20 protein-coding genes are annotated in these 17,463 nt (G+C 73.0%); 12 read left to right on the forward strand and 8 right to left on the reverse strand.

The window, feature by feature from the left end; translation table 11 throughout:
• Nucleotides 1-43 precede the first annotated feature (43 nt).
• The 5 genes from Cba03nite_RS28175 to Cba03nite_RS28195 all read left to right on the forward strand — a co-directional run bounded on the left by Cba03nite_RS28175 (nt 44) and on the right by Cba03nite_RS28195 (nt 5,348).
• Nucleotides 44-1,801, forward strand: a complete 1,758-nt coding sequence (locus tag Cba03nite_RS28175) for a family 43 glycosylhydrolase (RefSeq protein ID WP_239126063.1) — start codon at nt 44-46, stop codon at nt 1,799-1,801.
• A 127-nt stretch (nt 1,802-1,928) separates the two neighbouring features.
• Nucleotides 1,929-2,591, forward strand: a complete 663-nt coding sequence (locus tag Cba03nite_RS28180; RefSeq protein WP_203752421.1) for a DUF1345 domain-containing protein — start codon at nt 1,929-1,931, stop codon at nt 2,589-2,591.
• 87 nt (nt 2,592-2,678) lie between these two features.
• Complete coding sequence (locus Cba03nite_RS28185; protein WP_203752424.1) at nt 2,679-2,930, forward strand: hypothetical protein; 252 nt, start codon at nt 2,679-2,681, stop codon at nt 2,928-2,930.
• Between the two features lie 313 nt (nt 2,931-3,243).
• Complete coding sequence (locus Cba03nite_RS28190; protein ID WP_203752427.1) at nt 3,244-4,623, forward strand: FAD-binding oxidoreductase; 1,380 nt, start codon at nt 3,244-3,246, stop codon at nt 4,621-4,623.
• 47 nt (nt 4,624-4,670) lie between these two features.
• Nucleotides 4,671-5,348, forward strand: coding sequence for an FAD-dependent oxidoreductase (locus Cba03nite_RS28195; protein ID WP_203752430.1), 678 nt, complete (start codon nt 4,671-4,673; stop codon nt 5,346-5,348).
• 4 nt (nt 5,349-5,352) lie between these two features.
• Here the strand turns inward: Cba03nite_RS28195 and Cba03nite_RS28200 are convergent, their stop codons facing one another.
• Nucleotides 5,353-5,595, reverse strand: coding sequence for a hypothetical protein (locus tag Cba03nite_RS28200; RefSeq protein WP_203752433.1), 243 nt, complete (start codon nt 5,593-5,595; stop codon nt 5,353-5,355).
• Between the two features lie 223 nt (nt 5,596-5,818).
• On the opposite strand from Cba03nite_RS28200, the gene Cba03nite_RS28205 reads away from it, so the two are divergent.
• From Cba03nite_RS28205 to Cba03nite_RS28215, 3 genes are read left to right on the forward strand one after another with little or no spacing between them, the layout of a single operon-like run.
• Nucleotides 5,819-6,154: a YciI family protein gene (locus tag Cba03nite_RS28205; RefSeq protein ID WP_203752436.1), complete on the forward strand. Its 336-nt coding sequence runs from the start codon at nt 5,819-5,821 to the stop codon at nt 6,152-6,154.
• Entirely contained in the window at nt 6,151-7,356 is a 1,206-nt protein-coding gene (locus Cba03nite_RS28210) for an RNA polymerase sigma factor (protein WP_203752439.1), read from the forward strand. The genes Cba03nite_RS28205 and Cba03nite_RS28210 overlap by 4 nt, the downstream gene beginning before the upstream one ends.
• Before the next feature lie 9 nt (nt 7,357-7,365).
• A complete protein-coding gene (locus tag Cba03nite_RS28215) occupies nt 7,366-7,875 on the forward strand; it encodes a DinB family protein (RefSeq protein ID WP_203752442.1) in 510 nt (169 codons plus the stop codon).
• A 9-nt stretch (nt 7,876-7,884) separates the two neighbouring features.
• Here the strand turns inward: Cba03nite_RS28215 and Cba03nite_RS28220 are convergent, their stop codons facing one another.
• Nucleotides 7,885-8,916: a peptidyl-alpha-hydroxyglycine alpha-amidating lyase family protein gene (locus Cba03nite_RS28220; RefSeq protein WP_239126068.1), complete on the reverse strand. Its 1,032-nt coding sequence runs from the start codon at nt 8,914-8,916 to the stop codon at nt 7,885-7,887.
• A gap of 215 nt (nt 8,917-9,131) precedes the next feature.
• Between Cba03nite_RS28220 and Cba03nite_RS28225 the strand changes: the two genes are divergently transcribed.
• Nucleotides 9,132-9,566, forward strand: coding sequence for an STAS domain-containing protein (locus Cba03nite_RS28225; RefSeq protein ID WP_203752448.1), 435 nt, complete (start codon nt 9,132-9,134; stop codon nt 9,564-9,566).
• A 4-nt stretch (nt 9,567-9,570) separates the two neighbouring features.
• Here the strand turns inward: Cba03nite_RS28225 and Cba03nite_RS28230 are convergent, their stop codons facing one another.
• Nucleotides 9,571-10,395 (reverse strand): alpha/beta fold hydrolase, encoded by an 825-nt coding sequence (locus Cba03nite_RS28230; RefSeq protein WP_203752451.1) that lies wholly within the window; start codon nt 10,393-10,395, stop codon nt 9,571-9,573.
• Nucleotides 10,396-10,451: 56 nt separating this feature from the next.
• Here Cba03nite_RS28230 and Cba03nite_RS28235 point away from each other — a divergent pair, with 56 nt between their 5' ends.
• Genes Cba03nite_RS28235 through Cba03nite_RS28245 form a run of 3 tightly spaced genes read left to right on the forward strand, consistent with a single transcriptional unit; the run spans nt 10,452 to nt 13,290 of the window.
• Nucleotides 10,452-11,120, forward strand: coding sequence for a TetR/AcrR family transcriptional regulator (locus Cba03nite_RS28235; protein WP_203752454.1), 669 nt, complete (start codon nt 10,452-10,454; stop codon nt 11,118-11,120).
• A 59-nt stretch (nt 11,121-11,179) separates the two neighbouring features.
• Nucleotides 11,180-11,689, forward strand: coding sequence for a GNAT family N-acetyltransferase (locus tag Cba03nite_RS28240; RefSeq protein ID WP_203752457.1), 510 nt, complete (start codon nt 11,180-11,182; stop codon nt 11,687-11,689).
• Between the two features lie 5 nt (nt 11,690-11,694).
• Nucleotides 11,695-13,290, forward strand: coding sequence for a PP2C family protein-serine/threonine phosphatase (locus tag Cba03nite_RS28245; protein WP_239126064.1), 1,596 nt, complete (start codon nt 11,695-11,697; stop codon nt 13,288-13,290).
• Nucleotides 13,291-13,308: 18 nt separating this feature from the next.
• Here the strand turns inward: Cba03nite_RS28245 and Cba03nite_RS28250 are convergent, their stop codons facing one another.
• The 5 genes from Cba03nite_RS28250 to Cba03nite_RS28270 all read right to left on the reverse strand — a co-directional run bounded on the left by Cba03nite_RS28250 (nt 13,309) and on the right by Cba03nite_RS28270 (nt 17,463).
• A complete protein-coding gene (locus Cba03nite_RS28250) occupies nt 13,309-13,710 on the reverse strand; it encodes an ATP-binding protein (RefSeq protein ID WP_239126065.1) in 402 nt (133 codons plus the stop codon).
• Complete coding sequence (locus Cba03nite_RS28255) at nt 13,707-14,039, reverse strand: STAS domain-containing protein (RefSeq protein WP_203752460.1); 333 nt, start codon at nt 14,037-14,039, stop codon at nt 13,707-13,709. The genes Cba03nite_RS28250 and Cba03nite_RS28255 overlap by 4 nt, the downstream gene beginning before the upstream one ends.
• 146 nt (nt 14,040-14,185) lie before the next feature.
• Nucleotides 14,186-14,890 carry an aspartyl/asparaginyl beta-hydroxylase domain-containing protein gene (locus tag Cba03nite_RS28260; RefSeq protein WP_203752463.1) on the reverse strand — a complete coding sequence of 235 codons (705 nt, stop codon included), beginning with the start codon at nt 14,888-14,890 and terminating at the stop codon, nt 14,186-14,188.
• Between the two features lie 28 nt (nt 14,891-14,918).
• On the reverse strand, nt 14,919-16,199 hold the full coding sequence (locus tag Cba03nite_RS28265) for an ATP-grasp domain-containing protein (RefSeq protein WP_203752466.1): 1,281 nt from the start codon (nt 16,197-16,199) through the stop codon (nt 14,919-14,921).
• A 4-nt stretch (nt 16,200-16,203) separates the two neighbouring features.
• Nucleotides 16,204-17,463 (reverse strand): ATP-grasp domain-containing protein, encoded by a 1,260-nt coding sequence (locus Cba03nite_RS28270; RefSeq protein WP_239126066.1) that lies wholly within the window; start codon nt 17,461-17,463, stop codon nt 16,204-16,206.

Below are 17,463 nucleotides of genomic sequence, written 5' to 3' on the forward strand. Positions count from 1 at the left end.
GGTCTGTCGACACTGCCGCCTATCCACCGAAGGAATCCTCATCGTGAGACGCTCCCCTCGCCTCGCCCTGCTCGCCGTGCCGCTGGTCGCCGCCGGCGTGCTGCTGGTGCCGCAGCCCGCGGCGGCCATCGTCACGTTCACCACGACCGCCGTGAATCAGAACGGCGGCAACTGCGCCGCGCTGCCCGGCGGCAGCACCACCAACGCGCTCCAGCTGACCCAGCAGGGCTGCAACGGCGCCAACTACCAGCAGTTCACCTTCACCCCGGTGTCCGGGGCCACGGACACGTACACCATCGTGATGCCGGCGACGGGCAAGTGCGTCGACGTCAACGGCGCGTCCACCGCCGACAACGCCACGATCATCCAGTGGCCCTGCCACACCAACCCGAACCAGCGGTGGCGGCTGACCGCGGTCGGCTCGGACAAGACGTTCAACGTCGTCTCGGTCGGCTCGGGTAAGTGCATCGTGCCCGCGGGCGGCTCCTCGGCGGCCAACACCGGCCTCGTACAGCTGCCCTGCAGCACCGCGACCAGCCGGGTCTGGCGGCTCGCCGGACATGTCAGCGACGGCACCACCGTCACCGTGACCAACCCGGGCAACCGCTCCACCACGGTCAACACGGCCACCAGCCTCACCCTGTCCGCCTCCGGCGGCAGCGGCGGCTACACCTGGTCGGCCTCGGGGCTGCCCGCCGGGCTGAGCATCAACTCCGCCACGGGCATCGTCAGCGGCACGCCGACCACCGTCGCGACGTACACGGTGACCGCCACGGCCACCAGCGGCGGCGTCAGCGGAAGCGCCACCTTCACCTGGACCATCACCTCGGGCGGGACCACCAACACGTTCACCAACCCGCTCAAGGCGCAGGGACCAGACCCGTGGATGACCTACTACAACGGGTACTACTACCTGGCCACGACCACCTGGAACCGCACCATCACGATGCGCCGGGCCACCACCCTGCGCGGCCTGTCCACCGCCCAGGACCAGGTCATCTTCAACCTCACCAACCCCAACGGCGCCGGCACCATGTGGGCCCCGGAGTTCTTCCTGCTCAACGGCCCGAACGGGCTGCGGTGGTACTTCTACTACACCGCCGGGCAGGAGCCGTACAACCTGGGCACGCAGCGCATCCACGTGCTGGAGAGCGCGGGCACGGACCCGATGGGCCCGTACACGTTCAAGGCGTCGATGCTCGACCCGACCGCCAACAACACCTGGGAGCTGGACCCCAGCATCCTGCAGCTCAACGGCCAGCTCTACCTGCTGGGCACGTTCTACAACGGCTCGCAGCCGCTGTTCATCCGGCCGCTGAGCAACCCGTGGACCGCCAGCGGCACCCGGCGCACCCTGGTCACCCCGACCTACAGCTGGGAGACGGTCGGCGGGGCGGTCGCCGAGGGCGGTGAGGTGCTGCAGCGCAACGGCAAGACCTTCATCGTGTACTCGGCCAGCCACTGCTCCACGCCGGACTACAAGCTGGGCATGATCACGTACAACGGCACCGGCGACCCGCTGCTGTCGTCGTCGTGGACGAAGTCCCCCAACCCGGTGTTCCAGCGCTCCAACGCCAACGGCGTCTACGGGCCGGGTCACAACGGCTTCTTCAAGTCGCCGGACGGCACCGAGGACTGGATCGTGTACCACGCGAACAGCTCGTCGTCGGGCGGCTGCGACATGAACCGCTCCACCCGGGCGCAGAAGTTCACCTGGAACGCCGACGGCACGCCGAACTTCGGCACGCCGGTGGCCACCGGGGTCACCCTCACCGCCCCCTCGGGCGAGCCCGCGTCCTGACCGGACCGGCCCGCCGCCGCCGGTTTCGGTGGCGGCGGGCCGCCGTCCGCCGCCTCGTGGCGCGGAGGGACCGCGAGATCGCCGAACGCCGTCCTCCGCGCACGACCCGGACTATAGTCGGCGGCATATGACGGTGTACCACCGGCTGCTGGGCCGGCATGCCCCGGCGCTGCGCCGCGCCGCCCTGGCCGTGTGCGCCGGGCTGGCCGTCGGCGCGGTGGTGCTGCGGTTCGCGCCCTGGCAGCTCGCGATCGTCGGCGGCTGGGACGCCACCGCCCTGACGTTCCTGGCCACGGTGTGGCCGATCGTGCTGGCCTCCGACGCGCACACCACCCGCCGCCACGCCGCCCGCGACGACGACACCCGCGGCGCGGCCGCGCTGCTGCTGGTCGCCGCGAGCCTCGGCAGCATTCTGGCGGTGGCGGCCACGCTGCCCACGGCCGCGCAGCAGACCGGCTGGCAGAAGGGCGTACTGGCGGGGCTGGCCGTGCTGACGATCCTGCTTTCCTGGGCCGTGGTCAACACGATCTTCCTGCTGCGGTACGCCGACCTGCACTACGCGCCGCGCGGGCCGGGCATCGACTTCAACGACCCGCCGTCCCAGCAGCCCGACTACCTCGACTTCGCGTACGTCGCCTTCACCATCGGCATGACGTACCAGGTGTCGGACACCGACATCCGTGATCCGCGGATCCGGCGCACGATCATCGTGCACGGGCTGGTGTCATACCTGTTCGGCGTGGTCATCGTGGCGGGCGCGATCAACATCATCGCGGGGCTGCTCCGCTGATCCGGCGACGAAGTGTGTGACCTGGATCACAGCGACGTTTCACCGACGCCGGACGCGGGCAGACGACGATCCGCACGGGAGGTGAACATGACGGACACGAGGGACGCAGTGCGACCACACGGGCGGCCGGATCCGGAGCACGCCGGTGAAGCCGAGCCGCCGCCGACCCGCGAGGTGCTCGCCGAGCTGCGCGAGCGCGCCGCCGGGCTGATCGCCGAACTCACCCGGCTGTCGAGCCAGGTGACGCACCTGCAAGACAAGATCAACTCGCGCCGCCGGGCGCGGCCTCGCAACGCCGACCGGCCGGCCGACGGCAAGGAGCACGTCCCCTCGACGTAAGCCGGGGAGCCGACACGAAGTCGCGATCGTCCATCCGGACCGACCGACGGCCCGCCCGCACCGCCCGAGCGCGGCCTTCGGTCGTGAATGGTTGATCGGCCGCCGACTGACCAGGGCCCCTTCGCGCCGAGGTGCTCCTCGATGCGCGGGAAGTCCAGCAGCAGGCACTCCCGCACCACCTCGCCCAGCGCCCGGCCCACCCCGTCTATCGCAAGGCGGGGGCGGGCGGGCACCTCCCGGGCAAAACAGATTATTTCCCCCCAGCCCCGCATAGCATGGATTGGTCCGGGCCCGGAACTGCCAGGGAGGATCCATGTCTACGGCTGCCGTGACCGCGCTGCGCGAGCAGGTGACCGGACTCGTGGTGACCGAGGGTCACGACGACTACGAGGAAGCCCGCCGCGTCTACAACTTCATGATCGACCGGCGGCCCTCCGCCGTCGTACGCTGCGCGAACACCGACGACGTCCGCACGGTCGTCCGGTTCGCCGCCGAGCAGGGCGCCGACCTCGCCGTACGCGGCGGCGGCCACTCCGTCCCCGGCTTCGGCACCGCCGACGGCGCGATCGTCGCCGACCTGTCCGCCCTGACCCAGGTCGTCATCGACCCCTCGACCTCCACCGCCCGCGTCGGCGGCGGCGCGACCTGGGGCATGTTCAACGAGGCCGGCGCACCGTACGGCCTGGCCACCACCGGCGGCATCATCTCCACGACCGGCGTCGGCGGCCTGACCCTGGGTGGCGGCATCGGCTACCTGACCCGCCGCTACGGCCTGTCCTGCGACAATTTGATCTCCGCGGACGTCGTCCTGGCAGACGGCAGCCTGGTGCACGCCGACGAGACCGAGCACGCCGACCTGTTCTGGGCGCTGCGCGGCGGTGGCGGCAACTTCGGCATCGTCACCGAGTTCGAGTTCCGGGTGCACCCGGTCGGCGACATCTTCGGCGGCCCCATGTTCTTCGAGCTCAGCGACGCCACCAACGTGCTGCGCTTCTTCCGCGAGTTCATCGCCGAGGCCCCGCGCGAGTACGGCGGGTTCCCGGCTTGGCAGATCGCGCCGCCGCTGCCGTTCGTGCCCGAGAACCGGGTCGGCGAGCCGTTCCTGGCGCTGGTGTCCTGCTGGACCGGGGACATGGGCAAGGGCGAGCGCCTGCTGGCCCGCTTCCGCGAGGTGGCCACCCCGGTGGCGCAGCACGTCGGTCCGATGCCGTACGCGGCGCTCAACTCCGCGTTCGACGCGCTGGTGCCGCGAGGGCTGCAGCACTACTGGAAGGCCGTGTTCGTCAAGGACCTGACCGACGACGCGATCGCCGCCCACCTGGAGCACGGCCCCAAGGTGCCGGTGGTGAACTCGACCATGCACCTCTACCCGATCAACGGCGCGTGCCACGACGTGGCGCCGGACGCGACGGCGTTCGGGCACCGCGACGCCAACTTCGCGTGCGTGATCGCCGGCATGTGGCCGGACCCGGCCCAGAACGAGGCCAACATCCGGTGGGTCCGCGACTACTACGACGCGCTCGCTCCGTTCTCCGAGCAGGGCGGATACATCAACTTCGCGTCCGACGACGACCAGCGGCGGGTACGCGAGAACTTCGGCGCCGGGTACGCGCAGCTCGCCGAGATCAAGCGGCGGTACGATCCCGGCAACCTGTTCCACCACAACCAGAACGTCCTGCCGGCGTCGGATTAGCCCGCACGGGCCGGCCGCTGCCCGCCGGGCGGGCGAGAGGACGCCTCATGGCCCGGCTGCACCTGATCGGCAGCGCCCACGAGTACGGCGCCGTGCACACGTACCGGTTCGGCGCGCAGCGCCCGCTGGAGTTCGCGCCGGGCCAGTACGGCCACCTGTTCTTCCCGAAGCTGCTGCGGCAGTTCACCAAGCCGGTGCGGGAGATCTCGTTCGCGTCGGCGCCCGGTGACGACGAGGTCTGGTTCACCCTGGACCACAGTTCGGGGTCGCCGTTCCAGCTGCACTTCCAGGCACTGGAGCCGGGGGCGCAGCTGCACGTGTTCGGCATCGGCGGGCACCTGGAGCTGCCCGAGGACCCGGCGCGGCCGCTGGTGCTGATCGGCGGCGGCATCGGGGTGACGCCGTTCCGGTCGATCCTGCGCCATCTGCAGCGGCATCGGCCGCAGACGCCGGTCGTGCTGGTCCACGCGGGGCGCGCCGACTACCTGTACAGCGCGGAGTTCGCGGCCATGCCGATCGCGTACCACCGGGTCGGCCGGGAGGGGCTGGCCGACGCCCTGGTGGGGGTGACGGACCTGGAGCCCGCCCCGCAGTACATGGTCGCGGGTTCGGACGGGTTCGTCAGCGGCGTGGTCGAGCAGCTGCGCAACACCGGCGTGCCGGGTGACGCGATCCAGACCGACACCTTCAAGGGCCTGCACGGGCACGACGGCGCCGCCGCCTGACCGGCTAGTCGAGCCACACCCGGATCAGCCCGTACACCCCGATCACCGCACCGATGACGAGGAACGCCACCCCGCCGCGGCGTTCCTCGGTCCGGGACGGGTTCGACGCCCGCCCGGCCCGCCACAGCAGGAACCCGCCGATCGCGACGAGGACGAGGCCCAGCGGCAGGATGGCGCCGCGCGACAGCGCACGCGCCGCCTGCAGCGGCAGTTCGGGCGAGGGCGTGACGGAGAGCAGGCGCAACACGCCGCCAGGCTACCGCTCCCCCGCGAACCACCCCGCCGCCCGACCGTCCACCGTCATGATCGCGACGATCTTGCGCCAACTGTTAGGGATATGTCCGGATAGGGCGTGTCGTCCCCACATTCCGCGCAAGATCAGCGCGGGAGAGAAATCTTTGGGTTGGGTGTCCGGAACCGGTCCGGCTGTTCGTCACCATGGTGAGGTCACGACGATCAAGGAGCCCAAGATGAAGTACATGATGCTGGTGTGCACCGACCTGGAGCCGGACACCGACAAGGAGAACGAGCCGGACATCGACGTGTGGGTGGCGGAGAACGACGCCGCGGGGCGCCGGGTGTTCGGCAACCAGCTCGCGCCGGTGTCGGCGGCCACCACGGTGCGGGTGCGCAACGGGCGGCTGCTGGTGACCGACGGGCCGTTCGCCGAGACGCGGGAGGTCATCGTCGGGTTCGACCTGCTCGAGTGCGCCGACCTGGATGAGGCGATCGAGGTCGCGCGTGCCCACCCGATGGCCCGGGGCGGGCGGCTGGAGCTGCGCCCGCTGGCGGACTTCGAGCAGTGACGACGGCACATCCCGCGGTCGCCGAGGCGGCGCTCGATGCGTACCCGCGCATCGTCGCCGCCCTCATCCGGGTGACCGGCGACTGGACGCTGGCCGAGGACTGTGCCCAGGACGCGCTGGCCGCCGCGGTGGAACGCTGGCCGGTTGACGGCGTGCCGGGCAACCCGGGCGGCTGGCTGATGACCACGGCCCGCAACCGGGCGGTGGACGTGCTGCGCCGGGCCACGGTCGAGCAGCGCAAGCTGCGCGAGCTGGCGATGCTCACCGACTTCACCCCGCCCGCGGCCGTACAGGAGGATGTGGTGGACGACCGGCTGCGGCTCGTCTTCACCTGCTGCCACCCGGCGCTGGCGCCGGAGGCGCAGGTGGCGCTGACGCTGCGGACCATCTGCGGGGTGCCGACCGCCGACGTCGCCCGGCTGTTCCGGGTGAGCGAGGCGACCATGACCCGGCGGCTGACCCGCGCGAAGACGAAGATCGCCCAGGCCCGCATCCCGTATCGGGTGCCGCGCGGCGCGGCGCTGGCCGAGCGGCTGCCGGGCGTGCTCGCGGTGCTGTATCTGCTGTTCACGCGCGGTTACGACCCGGGCGGCGAGCCGGCGTTCGCCGACGAGGCCGTGCGGCTGGCCCGGCTGGTGCACGAGCTGATGCCGGCCGAGCCGGAGCCCGCCGCGCTGCTGGCGCTGTTCCTGCTGCACCACTCGCGCCGGGCGGCCCGGCGGGACGCCGACGGGCGGCTGCTCAGCCTGGACCGGCAGGACCGCGGCCGCTGGGACTCCGCCGCCATCGCCGAGGCGGTGGCGATCCTGGACCGGATACGGGCGGACGGGCCGTACGCGCTGCAGGCCCGCATCGCCGCCTGCCACGCGACTGCCGCGTCCGTCGAGAGCACCGACTGGGCCCGGATCGCCGCCTGCTACGACGCGCTCGCGCAGGACGAGCCGGACCCGGTGATCGAGCTGAACCGGGCCGTGGCGCACGGGTATGCGTACGGCCCGGCGGCGGGGCTGGACCTGCTGGCCCGCGCTCGCGCGGACGGGGCGCTGGACGGCGACCCGTACGCGGTGGCGACCGAGGCCGACCTCACCGCGCGCGGCGGCGACCCCGCCCGCGCCGCCGCGCTGTTCCGAGCGGCCGCCGCGCTGGCCAACAGCGAACCCGAACGCCTGGCGCTGCTGGAGCGCGCCGCCGAGCTGTCCTAGGAGGACGCCATGACCATCGCCCCGGTCGACACCGAGATCGAGTCGCTGCTGGCGTGCCTGCACGGGCAGCGGCGGCACGTGCTGGGCATCGTGGAGGGACTGCCCGAGGCCGACCTGCGCCGCCCGGTGCTGCCGTCGGGATGGAGCTGTCTGGGGCTGATCCAGCACCTGACGCACGACGTGGAGCTGTTCTGGTTCCGTGCGGTGGCGGGCGGCGACCCGGCCGCGATCGCCGCCCTGCGGGAGACCGCCGACGCCTGGCAGGTCGGCGACGACGTGCCCGCGCAGGTCGTCCTGGAGGCATACCGGCGGCAGATCGAGCTGGCCGACGCGGCGGTGCGCACGCTGCGCGCCGACGCGCCGCCCGCGTGGTGGCCCGACGGGCAGTTCGGCGACTGGCGGCTCGGTGACCTGCGCGAGATCCTGCTGCACGTGATCACGGAGACGGCCTGCCACGCCGGGCACCTCGACGCGGCGCGCGAGCTCATCGACGGGCGGCGGTGGATGGTCCTGTCCTGAGCGGGGCCGTCACGGCGTCCAGCGCCACAGGGGCGGCCCGGTCAGCGCGGCGACGTACAGCTCGCCGTGTGGTCCCACCGCGAGCTGGTGCGGGTCGGCGTCCTGGTCGCGCAGGGCCCAGCGGCGGGTGACGGTGCCGTCGCCGGCCAGCGCGACCACGTACCCGCGGCGGCGGCCGCCGTCCTCGTCGAGGGCGTCGCCGCCGTCGAGGGCGAGCAGGGTGCCGTCGGCGCCGAAGGCGACGTCGTACGGGCGCCCGAGCTGCCCGGAGGCGTGCGTGGCCAGGTGGCCGCCGTCGGGTGTGAACAGCTGCACGCGGGCGTTGCGGCGGTCCGCGACGGCGACGACGCCGTCCGGCCGCAGCGCGATGCCGTGCGGGATGCTGAACTCGCCCGCCGCGTCACCGAGTTCGCCCCAGGCGTGTGCGAACGTGCCGTCCGCGGCGAACCGGGCGACCCGGGAGTTGCGGTAGCCGTCGGCGACGTAGGCCGCGTCGGCGCCGGGAGCGACGTCGGTCGGGCGGGCGAAGATGTACGGGTCGCCGGTGCAGGGCAGGTTGGTCAGCTCGTTGCGCACGGCCAGGCAGGTGTCGAGGCCGGTGCCGTAGTCGTGGCCGAGGGTGCGGCGGGGCGTGCCGTCGCGGCCGAAGACGGTGACCTTGTTGGTCATCACGTCGGTGACCCAGAGGTCGCCGTTCGGGGCGGCGGACACGCCGTGCGGCGACCGGAACAGCCCCGCGCCCCAGGAACGGCGCACCTCGCCGGTGCCCGGATCGAGCACGACGATCGGGTCGGCCGTCATCGGCTGCCCGGAGGCGAACGGGGCCCCGGCCCGGTGCAGCAGGACGACCTCGCCGTCGGGGGTCACGGTGACGCCGGTGCCTCCGGCCGCCTGCGGCGGCGTACGGCCCCACGGGGTGAGCACGTCACCGGCGGCGGTGGCGCGGTCGACCGCGTCGTCCACCGTGGCGGCGGCCGGCGGGCTGCCCCGCAGCACCAGCCCGGCGGCGGCGAGCCCGGCCAGTGGCAGGGCGGTGAGCAGCGAGCGCCGGGCGATGAGCGCGGCACGTTCCCGGTTGGACACGGTTTCACTGTGGCGGGCGGCGGAGCCGCACTCCATCGGGGACGTCCCCGAGTGCCGGTCAGGGGTGGCTCAGGGGACGTTACACAGCTGTTACCGGAGTGGGGTTTGGCGATGCCGTCCGGGGGCAACTGGGAGAGCCACGGTCACCCATCCCCCTCATTGGAGCGGCGGCGATGAGCGAGTCACTGGACCTGCGCCTGTACGCGGCACCGTCGGGCCTCTACCTGACGGTGCGCGGCTGGCTCGACGCGACGACCGCGCACCTGCTCGGCAAGGCGATAGCGGTGGCCCTGGAACGGTTCGAGTCCGACCGGCTCACCGTGGATCTGGCCGAGGTCGAGGCGATCGACGTGGCCGGGATCGCGACGCTGACCATGTTCCGCGCGGCCGCGCTGCGCCACGGGGTCGAGCTGTGCGTCGCCCGGCCGCCCGCAGCGGTGCGCGCGGCCATCCACGCCGCGGGCGCTGACGTGCTGCTGGCCACGGAGTCCCCCGACGAGGACTGGTGGGACGAGCAGCCGCGCCGGTTCACCGCGACGGGGTACGCGTGCCTGCGCCCGCGTACCCCGGCCGGGCGGGCCAGGGCCAGGCGCCACCCGTCTGCTTAAGCGGTCAGCGGGCCGCGGCCTGCGGGGCGGCCAGGAACTCCGCGATCGGGTCGACCAGCCGCGCGGGCGCGATCGCGATGGCGTCGTGCCGGGCGCGCGGCACCCGCAGCGTGCGGGCGCCGGGGATGACCTGAGCCAGGGCGTCGATGTGCGCGGCGAAGTACGCCGGGGCGTCGTCGCCGCAGGCGAGCAGGACCTGTGCCGTCACGCCCGCGTACTGCGCGGCCGGGCCGTCGTGCGCGGCGACCTCCCGGGTCTCGGACATCGTCATCGGCAGCAGCTCACCCATGCCGCGGCCGACGGGGGTGCGCAGGAACGCGGCGCAGATCGCGGTCCGCAGCCAGAGCGGCCAGCGGGACATCGCGCTGTGGGTGTTGACGCCCGCCCCGACCAGGGCGACGGCGCGGGCGAGCCGACCCTCGCGCAGCGCCTCGTCGACGGCGCCGAGGTACGCCCACGAGGGTGTGCCGTCGATCGCGAGCGCGGGGTCGTAGAGGGCCAGCCGGCCGACGGGCAGGCGCAGCGCCGCGCGCAGGGCGATGAAGCCGCCGTAGCTGTGGCCGATGACGTCGCGGGCGCCGGTGTGCGCCAGCACCGCACCGAGGTCTTCGACCTCCTGCTCGATCGAGTACGGCTCGCGGCGGGCGGGGGCGTCTGCCCGGCCGCGCCGGTTGTAGGCGTGCACGGTGAACCGGGTGGCGAGCCGGTCGACGAGACGGCGGTAGACGTCGACGGTGACGCCGCCGCCGTGCACCAGGACCACGCCGGGGCCGGTGCCCGTGGTGTGCAGGACGATGCTCGCGCCGTCGGGTGCCGTGATCCGTTCCATGCCGTGTCTCCCCTGCCATAAAACTGTGAACGCTGTTCGCAGTTTATAGTGGGTCAGTGGATCACACAACGCCGGGCGGTGAGTCCATCTGGGCGCGGCCCGAACGCGGCAGGCGCGGTCCCGCGCCTGCGCACAGCAGGGACGCGATCGTCGCAGCCGCCGTCGAGCTGGCCGACACGGGCGGGCTGGACGCGGTGTCCATGCGCGCCGTGGCCGCCGCGCTCGGCATGTCGGCCGCCGCGCTCTACCGGCACCTGTCCTCCCGCGAGGACCTGCTCGACCTGATGGTCGACCGGTGCGTCGGCGAGCTGCGGCCGTATCCGGCGGACGCCGGCGACTGGCTCGACGGGCTGATCCGGCTCGCGCGCCACCAGCTCGACCTCTACCGGCGGCACCCCTGGCTGCGCGACGCGATCGCGCACGGGCCTGCCCCCGGGCCGAACACGCTCTCCTACTTCGACGAGTGCCTGCGCATCCTGACCCCGGCCCGGTGCGGCACGACGGCGAAGTTCGAGGCCATCGGCATGCTGACCGGCGTCGTGCTGCTGTTCGCCGCGCAGAGCGGTGCGCCCGCGCCCGGCCTCGGGCAGGTGGATCCGGCGGCGTACCCACACCTGGCTGCGGCGATGACCGCGCCCGCCGCCGCGGTCCCCCACCGCGACCTCTTCGAGCGCACCCTGCGCGCCCTGCTCACCGGCCTGCTCACCGACGCGCCCGCGCCGTGACCGGCGGCCGGACCGGAAAACTTCGCGCGCGCCGGCACCCCGTCACGTAGCCTGCCCCGGTGCCCGACCTCCAGCGCCTCCGCCTCGACCATGCCGCCGCACTGCTGGTGTTCGAGCAGGTGAACCGGCAGTACTTCGCCGCGTCGATCCCGGATCGCGGCGATGCGTACTTCACCGGATTCACGGCCCGTCTCGAGTCGCTGCTGGCCGAGCAGGAGGCCGGGGTGTGCCACTTCCACCTGCTGGTCGACGCCGACGGGGCCGTGCTGGGGCGGATCAATCTCATCGACGTGGCCGACGGGGCGGCGGAGCTGGGTTACCGCATCGCCCGTGCCGCCGCCGGGCGCGGGCTGGCCACGGCCTGGGTGGCCCGGGTGTGTGAGCTGGCCGCCGACGTCTACGGGCTGACCAGCCTGCGCGCTGCGACGACTTTGGACAACACCGGGTCGCGGACGGTGCTCGCCCGCAACGGGTTCACCGCCGCCGCCGAGATCGTGCTGGACGGCCGGCCGGGCCTGACGTACGTGCGCGACCTGACGCCACACCACCCGGATCGGCGTCTACGCTAGGGCCCGTGGACGGCGACACCCGATCCCGTGACCGCCGGCCGCCTGCCGGCGGCCCGGCACCCGCGGCCGGTCCGGAAGACCTGCCGGCCATCGGCCGCGCGATGCTTCCCGTGGTCCGGGAGCTGCTCTCGGGCGTGCCGGCGAGCTGCACGTGGCTGTTGCCCGTGCTCGACGAGCAGGGCCGGACGGCCGATTTCACGATCGCCGCGGTCGGCACGCACTCGCACGACGTCGCCGGCCGCGACGGCGACCAGCGGCTGGGCCAGCGCCTCGGCGTGCTGTACCCGGGGATGGTCGGCGGCCCCCTGTGGGACCTGTACCACCAGGTCTACACCGACGGCCGGCCCCGGCAGCTGCCCGACTTCCAGTACCACGCCGACGGTGAGGGCGTCATCGCCACGTCCCTGTTCGACCTCTCCGTCCACCGGGTGTGCGGTGGGCTTCTGGTGTGGTGGCAAAGGCTGGACGAGCAGGAGCGCCGCCGCGAGCAGACCGAGCTGCTCGGCAATCTCGGGTGGGGCGAGACCGACCTGCTCACCGGCAAGGTCAGCTGGTCGCCGGGCATGTACCGGATCTTCGAACGTGACCCGGCGCTCGGCCCGCTGAGCGCCGCCGAGCAGTCCGCGCACATCGTCGCCGACGACCAGCCGCTGCGCGAGACCGCGTGGCAGATGCTCGACAGCGGCCTCGTCTCCGACCTGACCATCCGTGTCCAGGTCGGCGGGCAGGTCAAGCACCTGCGGCTGCTCGCCGACACCGCACGCGACGCCACCGGCAAGCCGGTGAAGCTGTACGGCGTCGTGCAGGACGTCACGGCTCGCGAGGCCTCCCGCACCGACGTCGAGAGGCTGCAGGAGGAGCTGCGGATACGTGAGCTGACGACGGTGGCCGAGCAGCGGCTCACCGGGCAGCTCCAGCAGATCATCCAGCCGCTGCCCGACGCGCCGTTCGCCCTCGCCGACCTCGAGGTGTGGGTCGAGTACCTGCCCGCCGAGGACAGGGCTCGCGTCGGCGGCGACTGGTACCACGCCCTGGCGCTGCCCGACGGGCGGATCATGCTCGCCATCGGCGACGTCGTCGGCCACGGGCTGCCCGCCGCGACCGCCATGGCCCACCTGCGCTACTCACTGGTGGGGTGGACCGCGGTCGAGGCCGCCGACCCCGGGCGGCTGCTGTCCCATCTCAACCAGCTCTGCCTGCGCCTCGGCACCACCGGCACCGCCGCTATCGCCGTGTACCAGCCCGCCGACCGGACATTGCGCTGGGCACGGGCGGGCCACCCGCTGCCCCTGCTCCATCACGCCGGCCGCACCGAGCCGCTGACCCGGGTGGACGGCCTGCTTCTGGGCGCCCTGGCCACAGCCGAATACCCGGAGACCGTATGCCGGCTGCACCCCGGCGATCTGCTCCTGTTCTACACCGACGGGCTCATCGAACGCCGCGCGCAGCACACCGGCGACACCCTGCGCGAGGTCGCCGCCGCGGTCACCGCGGCCGCCGTCCATCCTGACGGCAGACCGCTGGATCACCTGCGGGCCCTGCTGGGCGACGCCAGCCCGTTCGACGACACCTGCCTGGTCGCCGTCCAGGTGCGGCCCTAGCGGCCCGCCACAGCACGATCAGCGGGTCATCCGCAGCTGGACCGCCGTTCCTCCGGCTGCCGTGGACACGACGTCACACACCTGCTCGACGATCGCCAGGCCGCGTCCCCGCATCGCATCCGCGGCCGGCATCACCGCCGCGCCGGGCGGGCGGAACCCGCGTGGCCGCCGGTCGCGCACCTCACACACCACCGCGCCCGCCTCCGTCCACACCCGCACCAGCCCGCCGTCGCCGGTGTGCTCGAGCGTGTTCGACATCAGCTCACTGGCGGCCAGCATCAGCAACTCCGCCCGCGCCGTCGCGAGCCCGGCCGCGACAGCCCGGTCCCGCACGAACCCGCGCAGGCCGGCAAGGTCCGTGGCGACCGCGAACGACATCTCGTCACCCATGGTGCGGCCGGTGTCGTAGGCGGCGTTCAACTCCGATCACCGCTCGCCTGCGGCGGCGGGGCCAGCAGCGCGGCCACTCCGGTGAGTTCCAGCACCGTCGCCACCACACCCGCCGCATGGGTCACGTACATGATCGCCTGGCGCGCTCGGGCGTCGCGGTGTGCCGTGACGAGCACGTGAATGCCGCTGGAGTCCAGGAACCGCAGCCCGCCCAGGTCGACCTCGGTCCGCGGCGAACGCCCTATGGCGGCGCTGAGCGCCGCGGCCAGCTCGTCGCTGCAGCTCATGTCGCATTCACCGCTGAGCCGCACCACCAGGCGGCCCGCCGTCTCGACGGTGGACACCGTCAGCACTCCCATGTCGCTACAGCACCCATCTGCCGGCGGTGAACGGAACGGTGGCCATCATCGCACCATGCCCGGCGGGTGAGGTAGCCGTCGGCGCACCCCGCTCGCCGGGCAGGCCCGTGCGCCCGGCAGGCTCGCGGACGTGATCCGCCGCGACGTCAGGCGCCGTGCATGACGTCGTACCTGGCGGCGTCGACGAACTGGGGCGCCCACTTGCGCTTCAGGCGCAGCATGTGCCGGTTGAGCCGGCGGGCGAAGAAGCCCATGGGGCGGTGGAAGTCGACGATCACGATGACGCGCGCCTGGCCGCTGTCGTTGACCACCTCGTGCTCGTGGTTGACGTCCAGCACCACGCCCTCCCCCTCGGACCAGGTGTAGTACTCGTCACGGAGCCGGATGCGCGGCGGGTTGTCGGTCGGGATCCGCACACCCAGGTGGTAGCGGAGGATGCCCGCGTACGGATCCCGGTGCGAGGGCAGCCGGACGCCCGGGTCGAGGATCGACACGAACGCGTTGACGACGTTGGGCGTCGACTCGGCGAAGGCGAGCAGCGTGGGCAGTTCGGTGCGGGCGAGCTCGTTGGGCTGGCCGAACATGTACGCGTAGTACAGCTTCCAGTCCTCCGACACCTGAGCGGCGCGGACCGGGTCGAAGGCGCCGTAGCGGGGGATCTCCCGGTGCGCGAGCAGCGCGTCCACCTCGGCCTTGAGCTGCGGGAAGCGTTCCTCGAGGGCGCGTACCTCGGGGAAGTAGGCCGGTGCGGACAGGACGGCCGGCCGGTCCTCGCCACCGGCGGCGCGCAGGAAGACCCAGTTGGTGAGGGCGCGGATCCTGGGCTGGTTGACGCTGGGCGAACCCTTCATGTGCCTCTCCCGGTTGCTGGTGAGTGGGTTACCGGCCGCCGGCCGGCGGCTGCAGGCCCTCGCGGGTGGCCTGCCAGCGGCGCGTCGTGCCGTCGGGGTGCTCGATGTCGTATTGCAGGTGGGCGAGGCAGCGATCGAGGGTGTCCAGCATCGCCTGGTGGCCGGGCGCCTGGCCGCGCAGGAAGTCCAGGAAGAACGTCATGACGCCCGGGGCCAGCTCCGCGCCGGGCGCGACCGACTCGGCGTAGCCGACGAGCCCCGGCTCCAAGGCGGCCTGCGCGGACCCGTGGAAGGCGCGCAGCACCCCGCCGGCCGGTGGCGGCTGGTTGCCGAACTGGAAGTGGACCGGGCCGGTGTCGCGCGGTTCGGGCAGCGTGACCGGCTCGCCGCAGGTCTCGGCCATGCCGAGTTCCAGCAGCCGCAGGCCGGTGGCGCGCTCGTACAGATCGGTCACGTAGCCGCCGATCCGGCCGTTGACCTCGATGATCCGCGGCCCGCCCGCGGTGAGCTTGAGCTCGGTGTGCACCAGCCCGCGCCGGATGCCCAGCGCCCGCACCGCCGCCGCCGCGAGGCGGGCGCATGCCGCGCGGACCTCCGGCGACAGGCGCGCGGGAAAGAACTGGCCCTGCTCCCGAAACGGCGTGAGCAGCGGGAACTTACCCGTCACGCCGATCGTCGAGGGCTCGCCGCCGACGACGAGCGACTCCACGGAGACGTAGTCGCCGATGTCCTCGCCGCCGATGCCGACCAGGAACTCCTCGACGACGAACGGCCGCTCGGCGCTGGGCTCGACCTCGGCGGGCAGGTCCCCGGCCGCCGCCACGAGGAAGGTGTCGCGGCTGCTCTGGCTGCGCCTGGGCTTGACGACCAGCGGGCCGGGCCGGCTGGCGAGCGCGTCGAGGACCTCCTGGCGGCTGGTGGCCACGGCCGACCACACGGTGTCGACGCCGTGCTCGGCCAGCCGCCGCCGCTGGACCCACTTGTCGGTCAGCGCGGCGACGGTGTCCCGGTCGTGATAGGGCAGCCCCAGCCCTTCGGCCAGCTCCCCGGTCGTCGGGACCATGCCCTCGCTGAACGTGGTGATCGCCACCGGGTGGTGTTCGCGCAGCCGCGCGATCAGGTCGCCGGGCCGCTCGGGGTCGACCTCCAGGACCGGCCCGAGCGCGGCGTACTCCGCCTTCTCCGCCGGGTCGAGGCCGCCCGCCGCGGCCACGAACACCGGCGCGTGCCCGCACGCGGCGGCGGCCTTGGCGAGGTCGGCCGGCCGGATGGCCGAGCGCGGGACTACGGCGACGGCGACGGTGTTCACCTGGCTACCCACTTTCGCTGATCCGGTAGACGCGGTCCTTGAGCACGCCGATCCGCTGGTAGTCGCGGTCGATGGCGGCCATGTCGGCACCGCACATGAAGATGCGCATCGTGCTGGAGTAGAGGTCGACGGTGGGCCGGATGCGGTCGCCGGGGGCCAGTTTGAGGTCGAACCGGTGCACGGTCTCCAGCGCGGCGATCTGCTCGACCGCATCGCGGCCGATGTGGTCGACGACGCCGTCGAGCGTCGTGGAGGTGGTGCAGCAGACCGCCTCGCAGCGTTTGCCGTACCGGCGCCCGGCGTGGTCGCGCAGGAAGCGCCCCGGCCGCAGCCAGGCCAGGGCGGTCAGGCCGGCCTGGTTGCCGCCCGCGCACCGGTCGTGGAAGCCCGGGTGCATGTTCCCGGCGATCCGGCAGCCGACCTCCACCAGCGCCGGGCCGTCCGGCGTCATGATCACCTCTGCGTGCGACGGGCCGTACCGGACGCCGAGGGCGTCGAGGGCCTGCTCCACGTACGCCGCCAGCTGCGGCACCGGCTCCTCGTCGGGGTGCAGCAGATGCTCGCGGTCGTAGATGTTGCGGCCCGAGGCGAGCAGGCGCTTGTGGTACTGCCACACCCCGCACAGGTAGCGCCTGCCCTCGTAGGACACCATGTCGACGACGTACTCGGGGCCGTGCAGGTAGGACTGGACCAGGGCCTCCGCGTTGCCCTCGCCGTAGATCGTGTCGGAGGCCAGCACGGCCGCCGCTGCCGCGCGCACCTCGCCGTCCGTGGCGCACACGAAGACACCGTCCCCGGCCGCCGACCGCAGCGGCTTCACCACCACCGGATAGCCGTTCCGCCCCGCCCAGTCGGCCAGCGCCGCGACGTCGCCGCTCTTGAACTGCCCGGCACAGTGCAGTCCGGCCGCACGCAGGGTCTCGATCATCTGGTACTTGTCGCGCCGTGCCGCGGACAGCGACGCCGTGTTCGCGGGCAGGCCCAGCTCCCCCGCCAGCTCGTCGGCCAGCAGCACGCCCGGCTCCTGGCCCGCCATGACGCACACCGGCCGGTACGGCGCCAGCTGCGCGACGGTCTTGACGAGGTCCTCGTGGACGATGTTCTCCCGGTAGACGCTCAGGTCCGGCGCGGGCATCGACGGCATCAGCTCGGCGGTGCTCTGCACGTGCACCAGCTCCGCGCCGAGGGCGGCGAACTCGGGCGGCAGGTACTGCCCCGAGGTGTACGCGTCGACCAGCACGACTACCGGACCAGGCGGTGACAA

It is taken from the genome of Catellatospora bangladeshensis (assembly GCF_016862575.1).
Taxonomy (GTDB): Bacteria; Actinomycetota; Actinomycetes; order Mycobacteriales; family Micromonosporaceae; genus Catellatospora; species Catellatospora bangladeshensis.